Here is a 19,257-nt window from a genome sequence, read left to right on the forward strand (position 1 = left end):
CCGCGCCGTGCCCCCGGCGGCGGCGCGGGCCCTCGCGGAGCTGGCGGGGGTGGTGGGGATGGCGGAGCCGGGGGCCCGGCCGGACGGGGACGGACCCGCACCGGCAAGCTCCCCTCCCGGCCGGGAGGCCCGGCCCGCGCCGACAAACCCCCCACCCAGCCGAGAGTTCCCGCCCGCGCCGACAAACCCCCCACCCCGCCGGGAGGCCCGGCCCGCCTCGGCGAGTGGCGAAGGTGGCGGGCTTCGGCTGGCCGCGTACGCGCTGGGGGGCGGGGACGGGGCGGTGCTCGGGGTGGCGACGGAGCGGCGCGAGCCCGGGGACCATCCGGTGACGGGGGTGGCGGTGGTGCTGCTCTCGCTGCTCACGGCCCCGCACCGGGGCGCGGACGCGACGGTACGGGACGGGGCCCTGGTCCGGCTGCTGCTCGGCGCGGACCCGGCGCGGGTGGCGGGGGTGCTGGGGTCCGGCCCGTGGATCGTGGTGCACGCCTCGGGCGGCGGCACCCCTTTCGCGACGGCGACCCTGGCGGCGGCCCTGGGAACGCCCCTGGTGGACGCGGGCCCGCCGGTCCGGCTTCTGCTGCCCGCCACGGCCCGGGTCACGGCCCAGGAGGGCTGGGCGCTCGGGGTGTCGGCGCCGGTCGGAGCGGAGGAGCTGGCGGCCGGGGACGCGCAGGCGGGGCGGGCGTCGCGGCGGGCGGTGGCCTCCCGGGTCGCGCTGGTGCGGCACGGGGGCGAGGGGCTCGCGGCCCTGGTGGACCGCGCGGAGGCCGCCGCGTACGCCCGTGAGCTGCTGGCCCCGCTCTCCGGCCCGCTCGCGGAGACCCTGCGGGTCTGGCTCTCCCTGCACGGCGGCTGGGACCGTACGGCGGTGGCGACCGGGCTGCACCGCAACACCGTCCGCCAGCGGATCGCCCGCTGCGCGGCCCTCCTGGACCGGGACCTGGACGATCCGGACGTACGGATGGAGCTGTGGTTCGCGCTGGGGGCCCGGCGCGAAGAGGCCGGGGAGCACTGAGCGCTCCCGGGGGCGCTTCGAGGGGCGCGCGGGCGGGGCCGCCGCGCGCCCGTTGCGTGCGTGGGGGACGGTGGACGGGGACGGTCTCCGGGTACGACATCCGCAGCGGGTCCCGGATCACAGACGAGGAGTCTGGACAGAGCGGGTGACCGCTGGGTAACTTCGAGGACGACAGGCTGAGCAAGCGCTTAGACAAGTGCCAGGGCCGGACAGGACCGGAGACGAAGGAGGCGGCTCGTGCGCCGTACCGTATTCAACGAGGACCACGAGGCGTTCCGGGAGACCCTCCGGGCCTTCATCGAGGCCGAGGTCGTCCCCGTCTACGACGAGTGGTTCGCCGCGGGCCAGGCGCCCCGCGACTTCTACTACAAGCTCGGCGAGCTGGGTCTCTTCGGCATCAACGTGCCCGAGGAGTTCGGCGGCGCGGGCCTGGACACGCACAAGTTCGAGGCCGTCCTCTACGAGGAGACCTCCCGCGCGGGCGTCCAGTTCGGCGGCTCCGGCGTGCACGTCCTGCTGGCCCTGCCGTACATCAAGATGCTCGCCACCCAGGACCAGAAGAAGCGGTACCTGCCGAAGTTCGTCTCCGGCGAGGAGATGTGGGCGCTCGCCATGACCGAGCCGGGCACCGGCTCCGACGTCGCGGGCATGAAGACCACCGCCAAGCTCTCCGAGGACGGCACCCACTACGTCCTCAACGGCGCCAAGACCTTCATCACCGGCGGCGTCCACGCCGACCGCGTGATCGTCTGCGCCCGCACCTCCCCCGCCACCGCCGAGAACCGCCGCTTCGGCATCTCCCTCTTCGCCGTCGACACCAAGTCCGAGGGCTACTCGATCGGCCGCAAGCTGGACAAGCTGGGCCTGCGCACCTCCGACACCGCCGAACTGGCCTTCGTCGACGTGAAGGTGCCCGTCGAGGACCTGCTCGGCGAGGAGGGCAAGGGCTTCTCCTACCTCGGACACAACCTGGCCTCCGAGCGCTGGGGCATCGCCTTCGGCGCCTACGCCCAGGCCAAGGCCGCCATCCGCTTCGCGCAGCAGTACGTGCAGGAGCGCACCGTCTTCGGCCAGACCGTCGCGTCCTTCCAGAACACCAAGTTCGAACTGGCCGCCTGCCAGGCCGAGGTGGACGCCGCCGAGGCCGTCTCCGACCGCGCCCTCGAAGCCCTGGACGCGGGCGAGCTGACCCCGGCCGAGGCCGCCAGCGCCAAGCTCTTCTGCACCGAGGTCGCCCACCGCGTCATCGACCGCTGCCTCCAGCTGCACGGCGGCTACGGCTACATGAACGAGTACCCGATCGCCCGCCTGTACGCCGACAACCGCGTCAACCGCATCTACGGCGGCACCAGCGAGATCATGAAGTCGATCATCGCCAAGTCGATGGGCCTGTAAGTGCCCGAAGCACACGGTGTCCAGCGCGCCCCGGACGCGCTGGACACCCCGGACGCCCCTGCTGCCCCGGAAGCCCCGGGCACCACGGACGCCCCGGAAGCCCTGGACGCCCTGCTCGATCTGCTCGATCTGGAGCCGGTCGAGCGGGACATCTTCCGGGGGCGGTCCCGGTCCGCCCTCATCCCCCGCGTCTTCGGCGGCCAGGTGGCCGCCCAGGCGCTGGTGGCGGCGGGCCGGACCGTGCCCGAGGACACCTGGGCGCACTCCCTGCACGCGTACTTCCTGCGCCCCGGCGACCCGGGCGCGCCGATCGTCTACACGGTCGACCGCATCCGCGACGGCCGCTCCTTCACCACCCGCCGGGTCGTCGCCGTCCAGCACGGGCAGCCGATTTTCCACCTCTCCGCCTCCTTCCAGCGGTACGAGGAAGGGCTGGAGCACCAGTACGCGATGCCGGCCGCGCCGGATCCGGAGACCCTGCCCACGGCGGCCGAGATGCTGCCCCGGCACCTCCCGGCGGACGTGGCGGAACGGCTCGTCGAGGCACGCGCGGCGGTGGACCTGCGGTATGCCGACACCCCGCCGTGGGGCTCGGTCGGCGAGCCGCGCGAGCCGCGCTCCCAGGTCTGGTTCCGCACCAACGGCAAGCTGGCCGACGACCCGCTGCTGCACGTCTGTCTGGCGACGTACGTCTCCGACATGACGCTGCTCGACTCGGTCCTGCTCGCGCACGGGCGGGGCGGCTGGGCCGTCGGGGACGTCGTCGGGGCCTCGCTCGACCACGCGATGTGGTTCCACCGCCCGTTCCGGGCCGACGAATGGCTCCTCTACGACCAGGAGTCGCCGTCCTCCTCGGGCGGGCGCGGCCTCGGCCAGGCCCGGATCTGGACCCGTGACGGACGGCTGGCGATCTCGGTCATCCAGGAGGGCGTCGTCCGCGTGCCCCGCTGACGCCCCGGCACCCGGCCCCGTGACCCCGTTCCTTCAGAGCAGTCCGGCCGCGTCCAGCGTGTACGCCGTCATCGGCTCGTAGAAACGCGGGTCGACGACGTGGTCGTCGAGCGGGATGGTGACCTGCATGGTGCCCTCGGCCTCGGCGAGGAAGAGGGCGGGGTCGTTGCAGTCCGCGTAGCCGACGGAGTCGATCCCGCGCTGGCCCGCGCGCCCGGCCCAGCCGTGGTCGGCGATCACCAGATCGGGGCGCCCGTCCTCGCCGAGCGCGTCGAGTATCGCGTTCATCGGCTCCGGGGAGTGGGTGTGCCAGAGGGAGGCGCCACGCTCGAAGACGGCGACGTCCGCGAACTGCACCACGTACCCCTCGTCGGCGACGAGCCCGCCGGGGATGCGGACGATGTCGCAGCCCTGGGCGCGCAGCGCGGCCGCGACCCTGCTGTGCACGTCGATGAGCGCGCCGGGGTGCCCGGTGGCGAAGAGGACCCGCTCGCGCCCGGCGGCGGCCTTGCGGAGCCTGGCGGCCATCCGCTCCAGACCGTCCACGGTCAGCTCGGGGTCGATGGTGTCCTGCCCGGCCCGGTGCGCCGGGTCGTCGACCACCCCGCACCGCTCGGCCATCACCGCGAGCACGTCCTGCTCGTCGCTCCACCGGTCCCCGAGTTCGAGGCCGAGCCAGTAGTGCCGGTCGCCGTTGGCGAGCTTGCGGTAGTGGGAGAGGTTGTTGTCGCGCGGGGTGGCGACGTCTCCCGCGATCCGGGTGCGGACGAGGTGCTCGACGAGGGCGGGGCGGCTGAGTATCGGCATGGGCTCATTCTGCTGGACGGAGCCCCGGAAATCCCGGGGGTTCCGGAGCGCGCCCCCGCCGTTCCGAGGAGTGCGCCCTCGCGTTCCGGGGTGCGCCTCCCGGTGTTCCGACGCGAACACCCCGCCGCCCCGGGGCGCGTCTCGCGCCTCCCCGCGAACGGGGCCCCGCACGATGGCGGGGCCCCCGGCGCGCCTCCGGGCGGACGGCCCGGTGCTCGCCGCTGTCAGAAGAGCAGGTTGTAGCCGTTCCAGCCGCCGCCGATCCGCGTCCGGGGCGCGTTCGTCCCGGAGTGGAGCCAGAGGACGCCGGAGCGGTCGCGGGCCACGAAGTCGGCCTTGCCGTCGTCGGTCAGGTCGCCGGTGACGACGAGCTGGTCGTAGCCCGCCCAGCCGCCGCCGACCCGGACGCGCTTCCCGAACGGGGCGGCGGCCTTGCCGGTGCCGGGGTACAGCCACAGCACACCGGCCGTGTCCCGGGCGAGCAGGTCGGCGCGGCCGTCACCGGTCAGGTCGGCGCCGCCCGCGAGACGGTCGTAGGCCTGCCAGCCGCCGCCGATCCGCACCCGGGCCTTGAAGCGGCTTCCGGTGGTCTGGCTTCCGGTGCCGGGGTAGAGCCAGAGGACGCCCGCCTTGTCCCGGGCGACGAGGTCCGCGAGCTTGTCGCCGTCCAGGTCGCCGGCGCCGGTGATCCGGTCGTAGGCGTTCCAGCCGGCGCCCACCCGCACCCGCTTGGCGTACGTGTCGGCGCCGCGACCGGTGCGCCGGTCGTAGTACCAGAGCACGCCGTCCTTGTCCCGGGCGACGACGTCGCCCAGACCCCGGGTCGCGGCGGAGGGGCCGACGCCGTTCGAGGTGAACTGTCCCTGGGTGTACGGCGAGAGCGAGGTCACGGCCGAGTACGTCTGCCAGCCGGTGCCCACGGCCTGGGCGGGGCGCAGCGGGGCGGCGGCCTTGCGGGTGCCGCTGTACTCCCAGAGCTTCCCGGCCGCGTCACGGGCGTGCAGACCGTGGAACGGGAGGACGGTGCGGCCCTGGGCGGTGAAGGGCGCGCTGACCTGCTTGACGTCGGAGGTGTCCCAGACGGCCCGGTCGTAGATGTCGTAGCGGGTGTGCGCCTGGAGCTTCTGCGCGTACCGGCCCTTGGCGGAGGTCAGCTCGTAGCCGATGACGTGGTCGCCCTCGGGAAGCTCGCAGACGAGGTTGGGGACGCTGTCGGGCAGTTCCTTCCCGTTCGTCTCGCAGGCGGCACCCGGGCCCGTGGTGAACTTGCCGAAGCGCAGAGGGCTCGCGTCGGCCAGGAGCTGCCCCTCGGCGTTGTCGAAGCGCAGGGTCAGCCTGCCCGCGTCGTTGGCGTGGACGCGCAGCTGCTGGCGTGCCGTGCCGCCCTCGGGGACGGCGGGTACGTCGAAGCCGACCGTGTTGAGGAGCGCGTGGGCGCGGGACTTCACCGTGATCCTGCCGGTGCCGTGACGCCCACTGGCCGGGAGGGAACCGGCGCCGCGGGCCTCCTTGACGGCCGCGGTCAGGTCGCCGCCCGCCGGAAGCACGGCGAAGCCCCAGTGGAGGGTGGCGTCGGCGGCGTCGGCGGGGACGACGACGTCGGGCTGGTCGTTCGTGAGCCCGTCGCAGACGAAGACGCCGGGGTAGGCGGCGGGCCGCTCACAGCCGTTGCCCCGCACGACGTACCCCTTCGGGAACCCGCCGCCCGTGCCCTCCGGGTCCGTCATCGGGTTCACTCCGGCCGAGACGACGACCTTCGCGGCGCGGGCCCCGGAGACGTGGAGCGGGTAGAGGCGCGGCGGCGAACCGGGCGCCGCGACGACGTCGTACCCGGCGAACACCGAGTCCTCGACGGTGGCCGCCGCCGCGGACGGCACGGGAAGGAGAACGGCCGCGGTCAGCAGCCCGGCGGCCGCGCCGAGGGTGGCCGTACGGTGGTGCAGAGGTCTCATATGTCCTTCATGGGGTGATGTACGGCGGAGTGGGGAACGCCCGGCGGGGCGTGCCGCGCCGCGAAGGGCGCGGCACGCCTGATACCGCCGGGGGTTCGGGGCCGGTCAGTAGATGCCGGTGATCGTGGTGTCCCAGCCGGCGGTGCCGACGAGGCGGGGCGCGCCGTGGCTGGTGGCGGTGCCAGGGTAGATCAGCAGACAGCCCGTGGGACAGGTCCTGCTCGTCCAGGTGCCGCTGGAGTCCACGTAGTCGACCGGGGTGGTCGCGTCGGCGGAGGTGGTGGCCCAGAAGTCGCCGGCCTCCTGGCCGACGGTCGGGACGAACTGCTTGTAGTTGTAGGTGATGCGCGGGTTGTCGGGTCCCTCGGGGAGGTCGGGCGACGGCTCCCGGACGATGACCGCGTTCTTGACCGTGCCCTGCGTGTTGCCGGGAGAGGTCAGGTAGGGGCGCCGGTGCCAGCCGCCGGTGCCGTAGACGCTGCGGGGCAGGAACTTGTAGGAGCTGCCGGGGCAGGACGTGGCGTCGTCGACGCAGCCGGGGTAGAGGTACAGCTTGCCGTCGCTGGGGTCGCGGGCGACGAGGTCGGCGTAGGAGTCGCCGGTGACGTCGCCGACCGCCAGGTTGGTGAGGTCACGCCAGCCGCCGGTGCCCAGGACGACGGGGTTGGCCCAGTCGAAGGGCTTCGTCTGGTCCTGGCCGCCGCCGCCGATGGCGAGGCCGCTGTAGAGCAGGAGACGGGCGTTGACGCAGTTCTTGGCGCCGTCGTAGATGCACTCGACGGTGATGAGGTCGTTGCCGAGCTTCCCGTCGATGTTGCCGGGAAGGACCATCTGCCGCAGCCCGCTCCAGTCCGACCCGGCCGAGGGGTGGGCGAGTTCCTTGCGGGTGTAGACCCAGGGGGAGCCCACGCCGTTGCCGGGGTAGAGGTAGAGCTTGTTGTCGGGCAGGCGGACGAGGAAGTCCTCGTAGCCGTCGGGAGCGGCGTCGCGGTACGACATTCCCTTCAGGTCGCCGCGGTGGGCGATCAGGGCTCCGGTCCAGCCTCCGGTGCCGACGAGCTGCCGGGCCGCCGGGGTGCCGAGGCTGCCGTTGCCGCCGTAGAACCAGAGCTTGCCGTCGGGGTCGGTCGCGACGAAGTCGGAGAAGCCGTCACCGTTGAGGTCGCCGGGACGGTCGTAGGCGTACGTGTTGTCCCTGGGGTTGGTGTCGGTCTCGTACACGTACGACGGCTTCGCCGTGGTGAGGGGGACCTGGTCGTCTCCGCCGGCGAGCACGGACCGGTTGCCGAACTTGTCGTAGGCGACGACGTTGATCGTGCTGACGGGGTGGGCGAAGGGGGTGATGGTCACCTTCGCGGTGTGCTTGGCGTCGGTGCCGGCGTCGACCCAGGTGCCGTTGGGGCAGAGGGGGGTGGACGCGGTGGACAGCGGGTGGTCCATCGCCCAGCAGTAACCGGCGACGTCGCTCACGGGGTTGGTGAACTGGAACACCTGGGGCACACGGGCGGTGTACTTGTCCGTGGCCTCGCCCGCCTTGGTGCCGTCGGCGTCAAGGACGGTCACCGGCTGGTTGGGGCCGATCCGGTCGACGGTGAAGGCGCACGGGGCGGTGACCGCGCTGCTGGTGTTCTCGTTGTCCGTGGCGTAGACGGTCCACGTGTACGAGCCGTTGGACAGCTTGGAGGCCGGGACGAGGACGCTGACCTCGCCGGAGCTGGTGATGCTGTCGCTGTTGGGCGAGAAGCTGACGGCGGTGCCGCTGGAGTTCTTGACCGAGAAGTAGCCGGTGACCTTGCCGCCGTCCTTGTCCTGGATCTTCGCGGTCAGGCTGATGCCGCTGTTGCCGATGCGGCCGTTGCAGGCCACCGGGACGTTGCCGTCGCCGGACTCGACGTAGTAGCCCTCGAAGGCGGCCTTGCTGGTGACGACGGGCTTGTAGTTGTAGTTGACCTCGAGGACGGGGTTGTTCTTGAAGCGCTTGTAGGCGTTGTGGTTGCCGCTGTAGCCGGCCGGGGCGCGCAGGCCGAAGGTGGTGGTGCCCCAGCCGCCGTCGGCGGCCTGCTGGACGAACGCCCGCACGGCCTCGCCGGTGAAGTCGTGGCCGACGTTGCCGGGGCAGAAGGTGGCGTTGCCGCCCGAGAAGTTTCCGCTGGCGAGCTTGCTGCCCCAGGACTGCGTCCGCCAGGTCGGAGTGGTGCCGATGCCGCCCGCCGACCACAGCTCGGTCGGGCCGACCGTGGAGTCGCTGCAGACGTAGGAGTGGGTCTGGATGACGGCGAAGGTGGCGCTGTTGATGGTCGCGCCCGCGAGGCCGTCGGTGTTCATCGCGAAGAACGACGCGGTGTCACCGGTGTCGTTGTATCCGACGCGGGGCTCGTCGGCCGGGTTGGAGGAGTTCCAGCCCGAGCCGTTGGGGTACGCGGCGTCGGGCGTGGCCGAGTAGACCACCGCCCACTTCTCGCGGGAGCCGCCGCTGAAGACCGGGTCGATGACCAGCGGGAACTGGTCGGCGGACGCCAGGAGTCCGGCGTCCGGGGCGAGGGTGAGCGTGCCCTCGCCGATGCTGACGGAGACGGGTGCGCTGTCGGGCTGCGCGGCGGGAGCCGCGGCGGAGCGCGCGGCGCCCTTCGCGGCGCCGCCCGCGCCCTGCCCGTCGGCCGTGACGGTGGGCTGTTCCCACATCTTCGGGCCGGGGGCGCTGAAGACGATCTCGCCGTTCTCGTCCTTGGCGAGCAGCCGCTTGTCGGCTCCCTCGGACAGGGTGACGCCCTCGGTCACCATGCCCAGCTCGATGCTGCGCAGGGCGGGGTTGGCGGCGGCCTCCGGCGTGCGGATGACCAGATGCTGGGCGAACCCGCTGACATCCGCGACGAGTTGGAGGTCGACGCCCGGAAGAACCGACGGGTAGGTGGCGGTGTCGCCGTCGAGCACCGGCGCGGGAAGCGCGGTGGGCCAGGTGAAGGCGAGCTTCCTGCCACCCTTCACCATGGTCGCCATCGGTTGGTCGCCGCCACCGGAGAAGAGGATCTCGTAGGTGGACGCCGCCGGTCCGACCGAGCCGTCGGAGTGGCGCACCAGAGTGGCGTCGGTCCGGCGCCACATGCCGTCGTACCGCGTCCACTTCGCGGTCCCGTAGGAGCGCCGGGTGATCGAGCCGTCCGGGCTGGCGAAGAACTCCGTGTCCTCCAGGCGGCGGTCGAGGATCTCGATGACCTTGCCCGTCCTGGCCGCCTCGTCGAAGGCGGCCTCCTCGAGCAGGGCCGACGGCGTCGCCGACGCTTCCGTCCCCGCCTTCACGGCGGGGGGCGCGGACGGGGCCGCGGGAAGGGCCGGCAGGGCGACGGCCCCGGAGACCGGGAGGGCCACCGTCATGGCGATCGCGGCGGCCAGTGCCTTGGACCCGCGTCTGAATCTGTTGGTGCTCATGCGCTGATGCCTTTCCGAGGTTTCGGCATTCCTCAGATGTTCGGGAAAGAATCCGTTCCTCTGGGCGGGGACTCTAACCCGACGCTCTGACATTCCGATACGTCGGACCTCCACAAAGTTCTTCACCTGCACACAGGCCCTCCATAACCATCCTCAATCGGAGTCATGCACTCCGAAGTAACCGCTTCCATCGCATCCCCATCACGTAGCTTTTGCCCCAACTCGACCCATAAACAGCCTACTGAGGCGCTTGATGCGGCTTGCCAAGATCACGTACGAAAGATGACCCTCCGACCTGACAAACTGGAGGGTCAGCTACCGATTGTGCTTGCCAGCTCCCTCTCACCTCGTGTTGGATTCGCCCGATCATTGACTTTTCACGCACAACCGGGGTGGGGATCTCGAATGGCATTCCGCAATGGTTCCGCCATGCCCTTTTACAGGTACAGAAACAGAAAGAGAGCACTGTCAGGACGATCGGGAATCGCGGGAGCGCTCGCGGCGGCACTGAGCCTTTCCCTCCTCAGCGCCCCGTCGTGGGCGGAACCGGCCGATGCCCCCGGAGCGCCGGCGGTGCCGCGCACGAAGTCCGTGGAGGGGACCGACTTCGTGCCTGTGGGGCTGAAGAGGAAGCCCCGGCCCTCGACGCCTTGGGAGGCGCCGGCGGTCTCCTGGCCCGCGGGAGGCGCGGCCGAACTCGCCCCGCAGTCGGGGTCGGGTGACTCCGGAACGGTCGGCGGTCTGCCCGTCCGCCTCACGGCTCCCGGCTCCCGTACCGCGAAGACGAAGACCTCCCCCGGTCGCGTGCGGGTCTCCGTGGAGGACCGCGCCACCACGCGCGCGGCGGGCGTCGACGGTCTGCTGATGGCCCTGCGGCCCACCGATGCCGCGGCTCCTTCGGGTGGCCCGGTCGAGGTCGAGGTCGACTACGGCACCATCCGCGGCGCCTATGGCGCGGGCTGGTCCTCCCGGCTGCGACTGGTGACCCTGCCCGCGTGTGCGCTGACGACCCCGGACAAGCCGGAATGCCGTGAGCAGACGCCACTGGCGACCGCGAACGACACGGCGGCCCACACGCTCACCGCGACCCTGCCCGCCGTTTCCGGGGCGGACGGTACGGCCAGGGCGTCCGCGCCGGCCGCGCTCGCCGCCGGTGCGACCGTGCTGGCTGCCACCGCCGGGGCCGACGGCAGCGACGGCTCCTTCAAGGCGTCGTCCCTGTCCCCCTCAGGATCGTGGTCGGCGGGCGGCAACTCCGGCGGCTTCGGCTGGACCGCGCCGGTCGACGTGCCTGCCGCTCCCGGCGGACTGGTGCCGAAGGTCGCCCTGTCGTACAACTCCTCGTCCGTCGACGGCCGTACCGCCTCGACGAACAACCAGGCGTCCTGGATCGGCGAGGGCTGGGAGTACTCCCCCGGCTTCATCGAGCGCCGCTACGCCTCGTGCGAGAACGACAAGCAGGGCGGCAACAACACCGCCAAGTCCGGCGACCTGTGCTGGAAGTCGGAGAACGCGGTCCTGTCCCTGAACGGTTCTTCCAGCGAGCTTGTCTGGGACGCGGGCAGGAAGGTCTGGAAGCTGGAGGGCGACGACGGTTCGCGCGTGGAGCGGATCTACGACACCGAGCCCAACAACTCCGGTGACGAGGACTCCGAGTACTGGAAGGTGACCACGCTCGACGGCACCCAGTACTGGTTCGGCAAGAACCGGCTGCCCGGCTGGGCGACCGGCAAGACCGAGACGAACTCCGTCTTCTCCGTCCCCGTCTACGGCAACCACGAAGGCGAGCAGGGACACGCCACCGACTTCGCCTCCTCCTTCGAGCAGCAGGGCTGGCGCTGGAACCTCGACTACGTCGTCGATCCGCACGGCAACGCCATGGCCCTCTACTACACCAAGGAGGAGGGCTACTACGCGCAGAACAGCAAGATCGACGCGCCGAAGCCGTACACCCGCGGCGGCTACCTCAACCGCATCGACTACGGTCTGCGCGCCGGTGCCGTCTACAGCACCGCGAACCCGGCGGGCCGGGTCACCTTCACCACCGGCAACCGCTGCACCGCGACGGACTGCGCCTTCACCAAGGCCAACGCCGCGAACTGGCCCGACACCCCGGTCGACCTGAACTGCACCTCGGGCACCCAGTGCCTCCAGGCGTCACCGTCGTTCTGGTCCAAGCAGCGCCTGACCGGCATCCACACCTCGTCCCTCGTCGGCACTGCCATGGTCGACGTCGACAGCTGGGCCCTGGGCCAGTCCTTCCCCGCAACCGGCGACACCTCCACGCCGTCCCTGTGGCTCGACACCGTCCAGCGCACGGGCAAGGCCGGATCGACCGCCGACATCACCTTGAACAAGGTGTACTTCGAGGGCGAGCTCATGCCCAACCGGGTCGACGCCGCCGAAGGCCGCCCCGCCCTCAACCGCAAACGCGTCACGAAGATCACCAACGAGACCGGCGGCCAGACCCAGGTCACCTACAGCGCCGCCCAGTGCACCCCCTCGACGCTGCCCACCGCCGCGGACACCAACACCAAGCGCTGCTACCCCTCCTGGTGGACCCCGGACGGCGCGGTGGACCCGGTCAAGGACTGGTTCCACAAGTACCTCGTCACCCGGATCGACGAGAAGGACACCACCGGCGGCACCGGGTCGGCTACCAAGGTCACCACCTACGCCTACTCCGGCGGCCCGAACTGGCGGCGCGACACGAGCGAGTTCACCCTCGACAAGCACCGCACCTGGAACGTCTTCCGCGGCTACGGCACCGTCCAGACCTTCACCGGCGGCGACAACAACCGGGTGAAGACCGAGAAGACGTACTTCCTCGGCATGGCCGGCGACACCCTCGCCGACGGCAGCGCACGCCCGGTCCCCACGATCAACGGCATCACCGACCGAGAGGACTTCTCCGGCCGCGTCGCCACCTCCCACGTCTACGACAACGAGACCGCCACCGGCAAGATCGTCGCCAAGACCGCCTACACCCCCTGGCAGTCCGCCGCGACCGCCACGCAGTCTGTCGAGGGCATCACCGACCCCGACAAGCCCTCCGCTCCCGCCCCCGCACTCCCGGCGAAGACCGCGTACTTGTCCGGCACCGTCACCGAGAAGAACAGCAGACTCCTCGACGACGGCACCACGTGGCGTACTCTCACCACCACCAAGACTTACGACCCGACCTACGGTCTGCTCACCAAGGAGAGCGACGACGGCGCCGGGACCGTCGAGACCGGCTGCACGGTCACCGACTACGTCACTCCCGACACCGACAACTGGCTGATCTCCTACCCCAGTGAGGTCATCACCACCGACAACGCCACTTGTCTGTATCGGCCCGAGCAGACCATCAGCCGTGCCCGTACCTCCTACGACGGCAAGGCCGTCGGAGTCGCGCCCGCCCCGGGCAAGGGCAACTCCACCAAGATCGAGCAGCTCGCCCGGTTCGAGACCGACAACACCCCCGTGTGGGAGACGGTCTCCCAGGCCACCCACGACCAGTACGGGCGGGTGCTCGTCACCACGGGTCAGGACGGCAATTCCGTCACGACCGCCTACGATCCCGCCACAGGCGCGCAGCCGACCAAGGTGACGATCGGCAACGCCAAGAAGCACACGTCGTCGATCACGCTGGATGGCATGCGTGGCCTCACCCTGAGTTCCACCGACGTCAACAGCCGGACAGCCAGCACCGAATACGATGCCCTGGGCCGTCTGACCAAGACCTGGGGCGTCGGTCGGGCGAAGACTCTTCAGCCCAACGCGACCTTCACCTACAATCTCTCCTCGACCGTTCCCTCGACCGTCGTCTCCAAGACGCTCAACGAGGACGGGTTGTGGGGGACGAGTGTCACCTTCTACGACTCGATGCTGCGTGCGCGGCAGACGCAGTCCGATGCGATCGGTGTGACCGGGCGTATCGTCGGTGACACCTACTACGACAGTCACGGCCGTGCCTATCTGACCAACGCGCCGTACTACAACAGTGTCGCGCTGTCGACGACGGCCATGCTGAACGTTCTGCCCAAGGACGTCCCCCAGTCCTCCCAAACGGTGTTCGACGGCCGGGGCCGTGCCACCGAGAGCACCCAGCTCTCGCTGAACGTGCCACAGTGGAAGACCACCACCACCTACGGCGACTACTGGACCGCCAGCGTCCCACCCGTCGGTGGCACCGCGACCCTCACCCTCAGCGACGTCCGCGGCCGCACGATCGAAGAACGTCAGTACAAGGACCGCAACCCCGTCCCGGGTGCGGCGGCTTCCCAGTACGAGAAGACCACCCGCACCTACGACTCTGCCGGCCAGCTCGCGTCGCTGACGGACTCCTCCGGCCGTAACACCTGGCGCTACACCTACGACCTGCGCGGCCGTCAGGTGAACGCGCTGGACCCCGACAAGGGTCTGTCCGTCACGCACTACAACAGCGACGGTTTCGCGGACACCGTCACCAGTGCGCGGGGGACTTTGGCTACTACCTACGACGAGCTGGGCCGCAGGAGCAGCCTGCGTGTGGGCTCCGTCACCGGTACGAAGCTGGCGGAGTGGACCTACGACGGTGCCACTGGCGGCAAGGGACTCGCGCAGAAGTCGGTCCGGTACGACAACGACAACTCCGGTGCCGCTTACACCACCGAGATCACCGGCTACAACACCGCCGGTCAGCCCACGGGCACGAAGGTGACGGTCCCGAGTATCGCCGGTGAGGAACTCCTCGCCGGTACCTACACCGTGGCCTCCACCACGACCCCGGTCGGCAGTCTGCCACTGACCGCCACCTACAGCACCGCCGGCACCCACGCCAGCGTCAGCGCCGCGCTGCCCGCCGAGACCGTCACCCAGCACTACGGTTCGAACGACACGCTGGCCATCGTCGACAGCTCGCTCAACCACGCCTACCTGCGCGGCGCCGGCTACACCCCCTTCGGTGAACTGGCCCAGGCCCAGCTCGGCAACCTCGGCAAGCTCGTCACCCAGACCCTCACCTACGAGACGTCCACCCGGCGGCTGGTCGGCAACCAGGTCAACCGCGAGGCCACCGGCCCCGCGACCCTGTCGAAGATCGCCTACGGGTACGACCAGATCGGCAACATCACCTCGATCCGGGACGCCCAGAACGACGGCACCGTCACCGACGACCAGTGCTTCACCTACGACTGGGCACGCCGTCTGACCGACGCCTGGTCCTCCGGCGACGCCTGCGCCACCAAGTCCGTCAACGGCACCGGCACGCCCAACCTCGGCACCGTCGACCCGTACCGGACGTCCTGGACCTACACCGACACCGGCCAGCGCAAGACCGAGAAGCAGTACAAGGCCGGCCCGGTCACCGCGGACACCACCCGCACCTACGCCTACCCGGCCACCACCGGCGCGGCCCAGGCCCACGCCGTCACCTCGGTGACCGCCACCGGCGGCACCACCGGAACCGACGCCTACGTCTACGACACCACCGGCAACCTCACCAAGAAGACCCCGGCCGGGGGCCCGGCGCAGGACCTGGTGTGGGACGCGGAGGGCAAGCTCAAGTCCTCCACCATCTCCAGTCAGTCCACGTCGTTCCTCTACGACGCCGAAGGGACCCGCGTCCTCAAGCGGGACCCGGCCAAGACCACCCTTTACCTGCCCGGCGGCCAGGAACTCGAACTCACCCGCAAGGCAGGCACCACCGCCGCCGCGATCACCAACGGCACCCGCTACTACAGCGTGCCCGGCGGCTCGGTCATCCGCACCAGCAAGGACGCCAGCGTCCGCATCCTGGTCTCCGACCACCACAACACCAACACCCTGTCCATCGCCGCGAGCAGTCTCGCGGTCAACCGCCGCAAGGCCCTCCCGTTCGGCGGACAGCGCGGCGCGGCCCCCTTCTTCTGGCCCGGCACCAAGGGCTTCGTCGGCGGTGACATCGACACCACCACCGGCCTCACCCACATCGGCGCCCGCGAATACGACCCCAACCTCGGCCAGTTCATCAGCGTCGACCCCCTCCTGGAGATCGACAAACCCCAAACCCTCAACAGCTACAGCTACGCCACCAACAACCCCCTCACCTTCTCCGACCCCACAGGCACCTGCGTCGACGCCGGAAACGGTCACTGCGAGAGCGACAACGCCTGGACCCCTGCCGACGACATCAAGGATGACGGCGGGCAGGAAACGTTCCCGAGCGGCGGAGGCGGCGGAGGCGGCGGCGGAGGCGGCGGCGGAGGCGGCGGAGGCGGAGGCGGAGGCGGCGGCGGCGGCGGAGGCGGAGGAGGAGGCGGAGGAGGAGGAGGAGGAGGAGGCGGCGGCGGCGGCGGGTGCTACTACGCGATGGGAATGAATTACTGCCCGCCTGGCACTCCCTCCCCCAACTCCGGAACTTCGTCTTCCCCGACGAAACCCGGACTCCAGTACACCGGCGGGTACCCGGCGGCTCCCGGGCTGAGCCACGGCTGCACCGAGACATGGCAATGCGCACTCGTATACGGGGTGGCCTTCGCCTCTCTCGCAGTGATCGCCGCGCCTGTCTGTGCCGCCCTCCCTGCAGCGTGCGCCCAGATCGCACTCGAAGAGTCGGTGAGCGCGATGACCGACTCACCTATCTTCGTCGGCGGCGCGCTGCGTAGTTCCCCGGCTCGGCTCACCAGCGCCTTCAAACAGGAATACAAAACCCCTGCGAATGAAGCCCTTTGGAAGCTGGTGAACCCCCAGAAGGGCAAAACCAACTGCCGAGCGTGCGCGATTTCGGTAGACAACATCCTCGCCGGGAAGGGCGCATCCTCCGCCCGAGGAGACCTAGGGCGTGGGTCATTGGAGAGCATTGAGGCATACTATCCGGGAAGAAAATTCCGAGACATGAACCTCTCCTGGATAGTAAGAACGGTCACCCAAGCCGGCCACGGAGCCAGAGGAATCGTCTCCGGCAACAAGAAAGACGGTGGTCACGTGTTCAATGTCGTGAACATTCGAGGGGAAGTAGTATTCCTCGATGGACAACTGAAGCAGGGCGCCGCCGCCCACGTGGACACCTGGGATAACTACAAGTTCATGAGGACTGACTGATGGATGAATCGACGGCCCTCGCAATGGCCGAGCAGTTCCTGCGAGAAAACTATTCCGAGGGCGACCCGGAGATGGCGATCGACTACCAGAACGTGCGCTGCGATGAGAGCCATCTCATCGCGCCGTACAACTCGGTCGAGTATCTCGAGTCACGCGACGAGATGAAGCGTCTACTGGGCCTCTGGCCGATCAAGGTGAGCCTGGCGACCGGCGAAGCCCGCTTCAGCGGGCTGGAGGAATACCTGTAGCGAGGAGCAGTCGGACGGCATTTCCGCGGATTCGTCGCGAAACGATCCGCGTCACGCCAAACGGATCCCTGGTCCTCCTCGCCGAAACGGTCCGCTGGTTTACCGGCGGACCGTTTCGCCTTTTCCGACCCGCCTACCCCAGCGCCCCGAACGCCCCGTCCGCCAGCCTCCGCAGCAGTTCCTCCAGGGGGCGGCGGCCCACCGTCGCCAGGTGGGGGGTGGAGTTCAGGAGGCCGAAGACCGCGTGGACGGCGGTGCGGGCCTCGCTTTCGGAGGTGGCGGGGTAGAGGGCGCGGACGACCTCCACCCACAGTTCGACGTACTGGCGCTGGAGCTGGCGGACCTTCTTGCGGTCCTCGTCCTTGAGGCGGTCGAGTTCGCGGTCGTGGAGGGTGATCAGGGGGCGGTCGTCGAGGGCGAAGTCGATGTGGCCGTCGATGAGGGCGCCGAGGAGGGCGCGGGGGTCGCCGGGGTGTTCCGCCGCGCGCAGCCTGCCGCCGGAGAGGAGGCGTTCGCTGATGCCGACCAGCAGTTCCGCGAGCATCGCGTCCTTGCCCGCGAAGTGGCGGTAGAGCCCGGGGCCGCTGATGCCGACCGCCGCCCCGATCTCGTCGACGCCCACGCCGTGGAAGCCGCGCTCGGCGAAGAGCCGGGCGGCTTCCTTGAGGATCTGTTCGCGGCGGGTCGGCGCGTCGGTGCGGGTGGAGCCAGTGGTCATGCTTTCGATTGTAGACATCTCCGTTAGCGGTCGTTAACCTAGTCTCCGTACGTTAACGCTCATTAACCGAGCAAAGGGGCTCGTAGGGATGCAGCAGGCACCTGTGCTGTCGAGTGCGGCGGACCCCGCCTCACCGGCCTGGCGGGCGAACGAGGCGGCGCACCACGAGCTGGCGGCGGCCCTGCGCGCCAAGCTCGCCGCCGTCGCCCTCGGCGGCGGCGAGAAGTCGCGGGCCCGGCACACCGCGCGCGGCAAACTGCTGCCGCGCGACCGGGTGGACACCCTCCTCGACCCGGGCTCGCCCTTCCTGGAGCTGGCCCCGCTCGCGGCGAACGGGATGTACGGCGACCAGGCTCCGGCCGCCGGGGTCATCGCGGGCGTCGGCCGGGTCTCGGGCCGCGAGTGCGTGATCGTCGCCAACGACGCGACCGTCAAGGGCGGCACGTACTACCCGATGACGGTGAAGAAGCACCTGCGGGCCCAGGAGGTGGCCCTGGAGAACCGGCTGCCCTGTCTCTACCTGGTGGACTCGGGCGGCGCGTTCCTGCCGATGCAGGACGAGGTCTTCCCCGACCGGGAGCACTTCGGCCGGATCTTCTACAACCAGGCGCGGATGTCCGGCGCGGGCATCCCGCAGATCGCCGCCGTCCTCGGCTCGTGCACGGCGGGCGGCGCCTACGTGCCCGCGATGAGCGACGAGGCCGTGATCGTACGGAACCAGGGGACGATCTTCCTCGGCGGGCCGCCGCTGGTGAAGGCGGCGACCGGCGAGGTCGTCACGGCGGAGGAGCTGGGCGGCGGCGAGGTCCACTCGCGGATCTCCGGCGTCACCGACCACCTCGCCGAGGACGACGCGCACGCGCTGCGGATCGTCCGGAACATCGTCGCGACGCTCCCCGTGCGCGGCCCGCTGCCCTGGTCGGTCGAGCCGGTCGAGGAGCCGAAGGTCGACCCGGCGGGGCTCTACGGGGCGGTGCCGGTGGACTCCCGCACCCCGTACGACGTGCGCGAGGTGATCGCGCGGGTGGTGGACGGCTCCCGCTTCCAGGAGTTCAAGTCCGAGTACGGGCAGACGCTGGTCACCGGCTTCGCGCGGATCCACGGGCACCCGGTCGGCATCGTCGCCAACAACGGCATCCTGTTCGCCGAGTCCGCCCAGAAGGGCGCCCACTTCATCGAGCTGTGCGACCAGCGCGGCATCCCGCTGGTGTTCCTCCAGAACATCACCGGCTTCATGGTCGGCAAGGCGTACGAGCACGGCGGCATCGCCAAGCACGGCGCGAAGATGGTGACGGCCGTCGCCACCACCCGGGTCCCGAAGCTGACCGTGGTCGTCGGCGGTTCGTACGGCGCGGGCAACTACTCGATGTGCGGCCGGGCCTACTCCCCCCGCTTCCTGTGGATGTGGCCCAACGCCAAGATCTCCGTCATGGGCGGCGAGCAGGCCGCATCCGTCCTCGCCACCGTCAAGCGCGACCAGCTCGGCGACGCGTGGAGCGCCGAGGAGGAAGAGGCGTTCAAGGCCCCGATCCGCGAGCAGTACGAGACCCAGGGCAGCGCCTACTACGCGAGCGCCCGGCTGTGGGACGACGGCGTGATCGACCCGATGGAGACCCGGCAGGTGCTGGGCCTCGCCCTGACCGCCTGTGCCAACGCGCCGCTGGGGGACCCCCAGTTCGGCGTCTTCCGGATGTGAGG

General features: G+C 70.4%; 10 protein-coding genes. 6 read left to right on the forward strand and 4 right to left on the reverse strand.

Translation table 11 applies throughout. From position 1 onward, the window contains the following. The 3 genes from BU197_RS05230 to BU197_RS05240 all read left to right on the forward strand — a co-directional run. Positions 1 to 1,018, forward strand: a 1,018-nt coding sequence (locus BU197_RS05230) for a PucR family transcriptional regulator (RefSeq protein WP_188267015.1), incomplete at its 5' end; no start/stop codon positions are given. A 237-nt stretch (positions 1,019 to 1,255) separates the two neighbouring features. Further along, positions 1,256 to 2,413, forward strand: coding sequence for an acyl-CoA dehydrogenase family protein (locus BU197_RS05235; protein ID WP_188267016.1), 1,158 nt, complete (start codon positions 1,256 to 1,258; stop codon positions 2,411 to 2,413). A gap of 102 nt (positions 2,414 to 2,515) precedes the next feature. Next, on the forward strand, positions 2,516 to 3,364 hold the full coding sequence (locus BU197_RS05240; protein WP_411158445.1) for an acyl-CoA thioesterase: 849 nt from the start codon (positions 2,516 to 2,518) through the stop codon (positions 3,362 to 3,364). A gap of 33 nt (positions 3,365 to 3,397) precedes the next feature. Here BU197_RS05240 and BU197_RS05245 read toward each other — a convergent pair whose 3' ends face one another. The 3 genes from BU197_RS05245 to BU197_RS05255 all read right to left on the reverse strand — a co-directional run bounded on the left by BU197_RS05245 (position 3,398) and on the right by BU197_RS05255 (position 9,549). Beyond that, positions 3,398 to 4,171, reverse strand: a complete 774-nt coding sequence (locus BU197_RS05245; RefSeq protein WP_188267017.1) for a phosphatase — start codon at positions 4,169 to 4,171, stop codon at positions 3,398 to 3,400. Positions 4,172 to 4,395: 224 nt separating this feature from the next. After that, complete coding sequence (locus BU197_RS05250; protein WP_188267018.1) at positions 4,396 to 6,123, reverse strand: FG-GAP repeat domain-containing protein; 1,728 nt, start codon at positions 6,121 to 6,123, stop codon at positions 4,396 to 4,398. Positions 6,124 to 6,228: 105 nt separating this feature from the next. Continuing rightward, on the reverse strand, positions 6,229 to 9,549 hold the full coding sequence (locus BU197_RS05255; RefSeq protein ID WP_188267019.1) for a VCBS repeat-containing protein: 3,321 nt from the start codon (positions 9,547 to 9,549) through the stop codon (positions 6,229 to 6,231). A 573-nt stretch (positions 9,550 to 10,122) separates the two neighbouring features. Here BU197_RS05255 and BU197_RS31245 point away from each other — a divergent pair. Further along, complete coding sequence (locus BU197_RS31245; RefSeq protein WP_188267020.1) at positions 10,123 to 16,593, forward strand: RHS repeat-associated core domain-containing protein; 6,471 nt, start codon at positions 10,123 to 10,125, stop codon at positions 16,591 to 16,593. Beyond that, positions 16,593 to 16,841, forward strand: coding sequence for a hypothetical protein (locus tag BU197_RS05265; protein WP_188267021.1), 249 nt, complete (start codon positions 16,593 to 16,595; stop codon positions 16,839 to 16,841). Before BU197_RS31245 ends, BU197_RS05265 begins: the two co-directional genes overlap by 1 nt. Positions 16,842 to 16,974: 133 nt before the next feature. On the opposite strand, the gene BU197_RS05270 is transcribed toward BU197_RS05265, so the two are convergent. Then, positions 16,975 to 17,559, reverse strand: a complete 585-nt coding sequence (locus BU197_RS05270; RefSeq protein WP_223183820.1) for a TetR/AcrR family transcriptional regulator — start codon at positions 17,557 to 17,559, stop codon at positions 16,975 to 16,977. 88 nt (positions 17,560 to 17,647) lie between these two features. Here BU197_RS05270 and BU197_RS05275 point away from each other — a divergent pair, with 88 nt between their 5' ends. Beyond that, on the forward strand, positions 17,648 to 19,255 hold the full coding sequence (locus tag BU197_RS05275) for a carboxyl transferase domain-containing protein (RefSeq protein WP_188267023.1): 1,608 nt from the start codon (positions 17,648 to 17,650) through the stop codon (positions 19,253 to 19,255). The last annotated feature ends 2 nt before the right edge of the window (positions 19,256 to 19,257 follow it).

It is taken from the genome of Streptomyces sp. CBMA291, from assembly GCF_014596525.1.
GTDB lineage: Bacteria > Actinomycetota > Actinomycetes > Streptomycetales > Streptomycetaceae > Streptomyces.

What these genes read in the sequence shown, in the direction of transcription:
- BU197_RS05250 (WP_188267018.1), bottom strand. Translation starts at nt 6,123, where the DNA reads ATGAGACCTCTGCACCACCGTACGGCCACCCTCGGCGCGGCCGCCGGG.
- BU197_RS05270 (WP_223183820.1), bottom strand. Translation starts at nt 17,559, where the DNA reads ATGACCACTGGCTCCACCCGCACCGACGCGCCGACCCGCCGCGAACAG.
- BU197_RS05245 (WP_188267017.1), bottom strand. Translation starts at nt 4,171, where the DNA reads ATGCCGATACTCAGCCGCCCCGCCCTCGTCGAGCACCTCGTCCGCACC.
- BU197_RS05265 (WP_188267021.1), top strand. Translation starts at nt 16,593, where the DNA reads ATGGATGAATCGACGGCCCTCGCAATGGCCGAGCAGTTCCTGCGAGAA.
- BU197_RS05255 (WP_188267019.1), bottom strand. Translation starts at nt 9,549, where the DNA reads ATGAGCACCAACAGATTCAGACGCGGGTCCAAGGCACTGGCCGCCGCG.
- BU197_RS05275 (WP_188267023.1), top strand. Translation starts at nt 17,648, where the DNA reads ATGCAGCAGGCACCTGTGCTGTCGAGTGCGGCGGACCCCGCCTCACCG.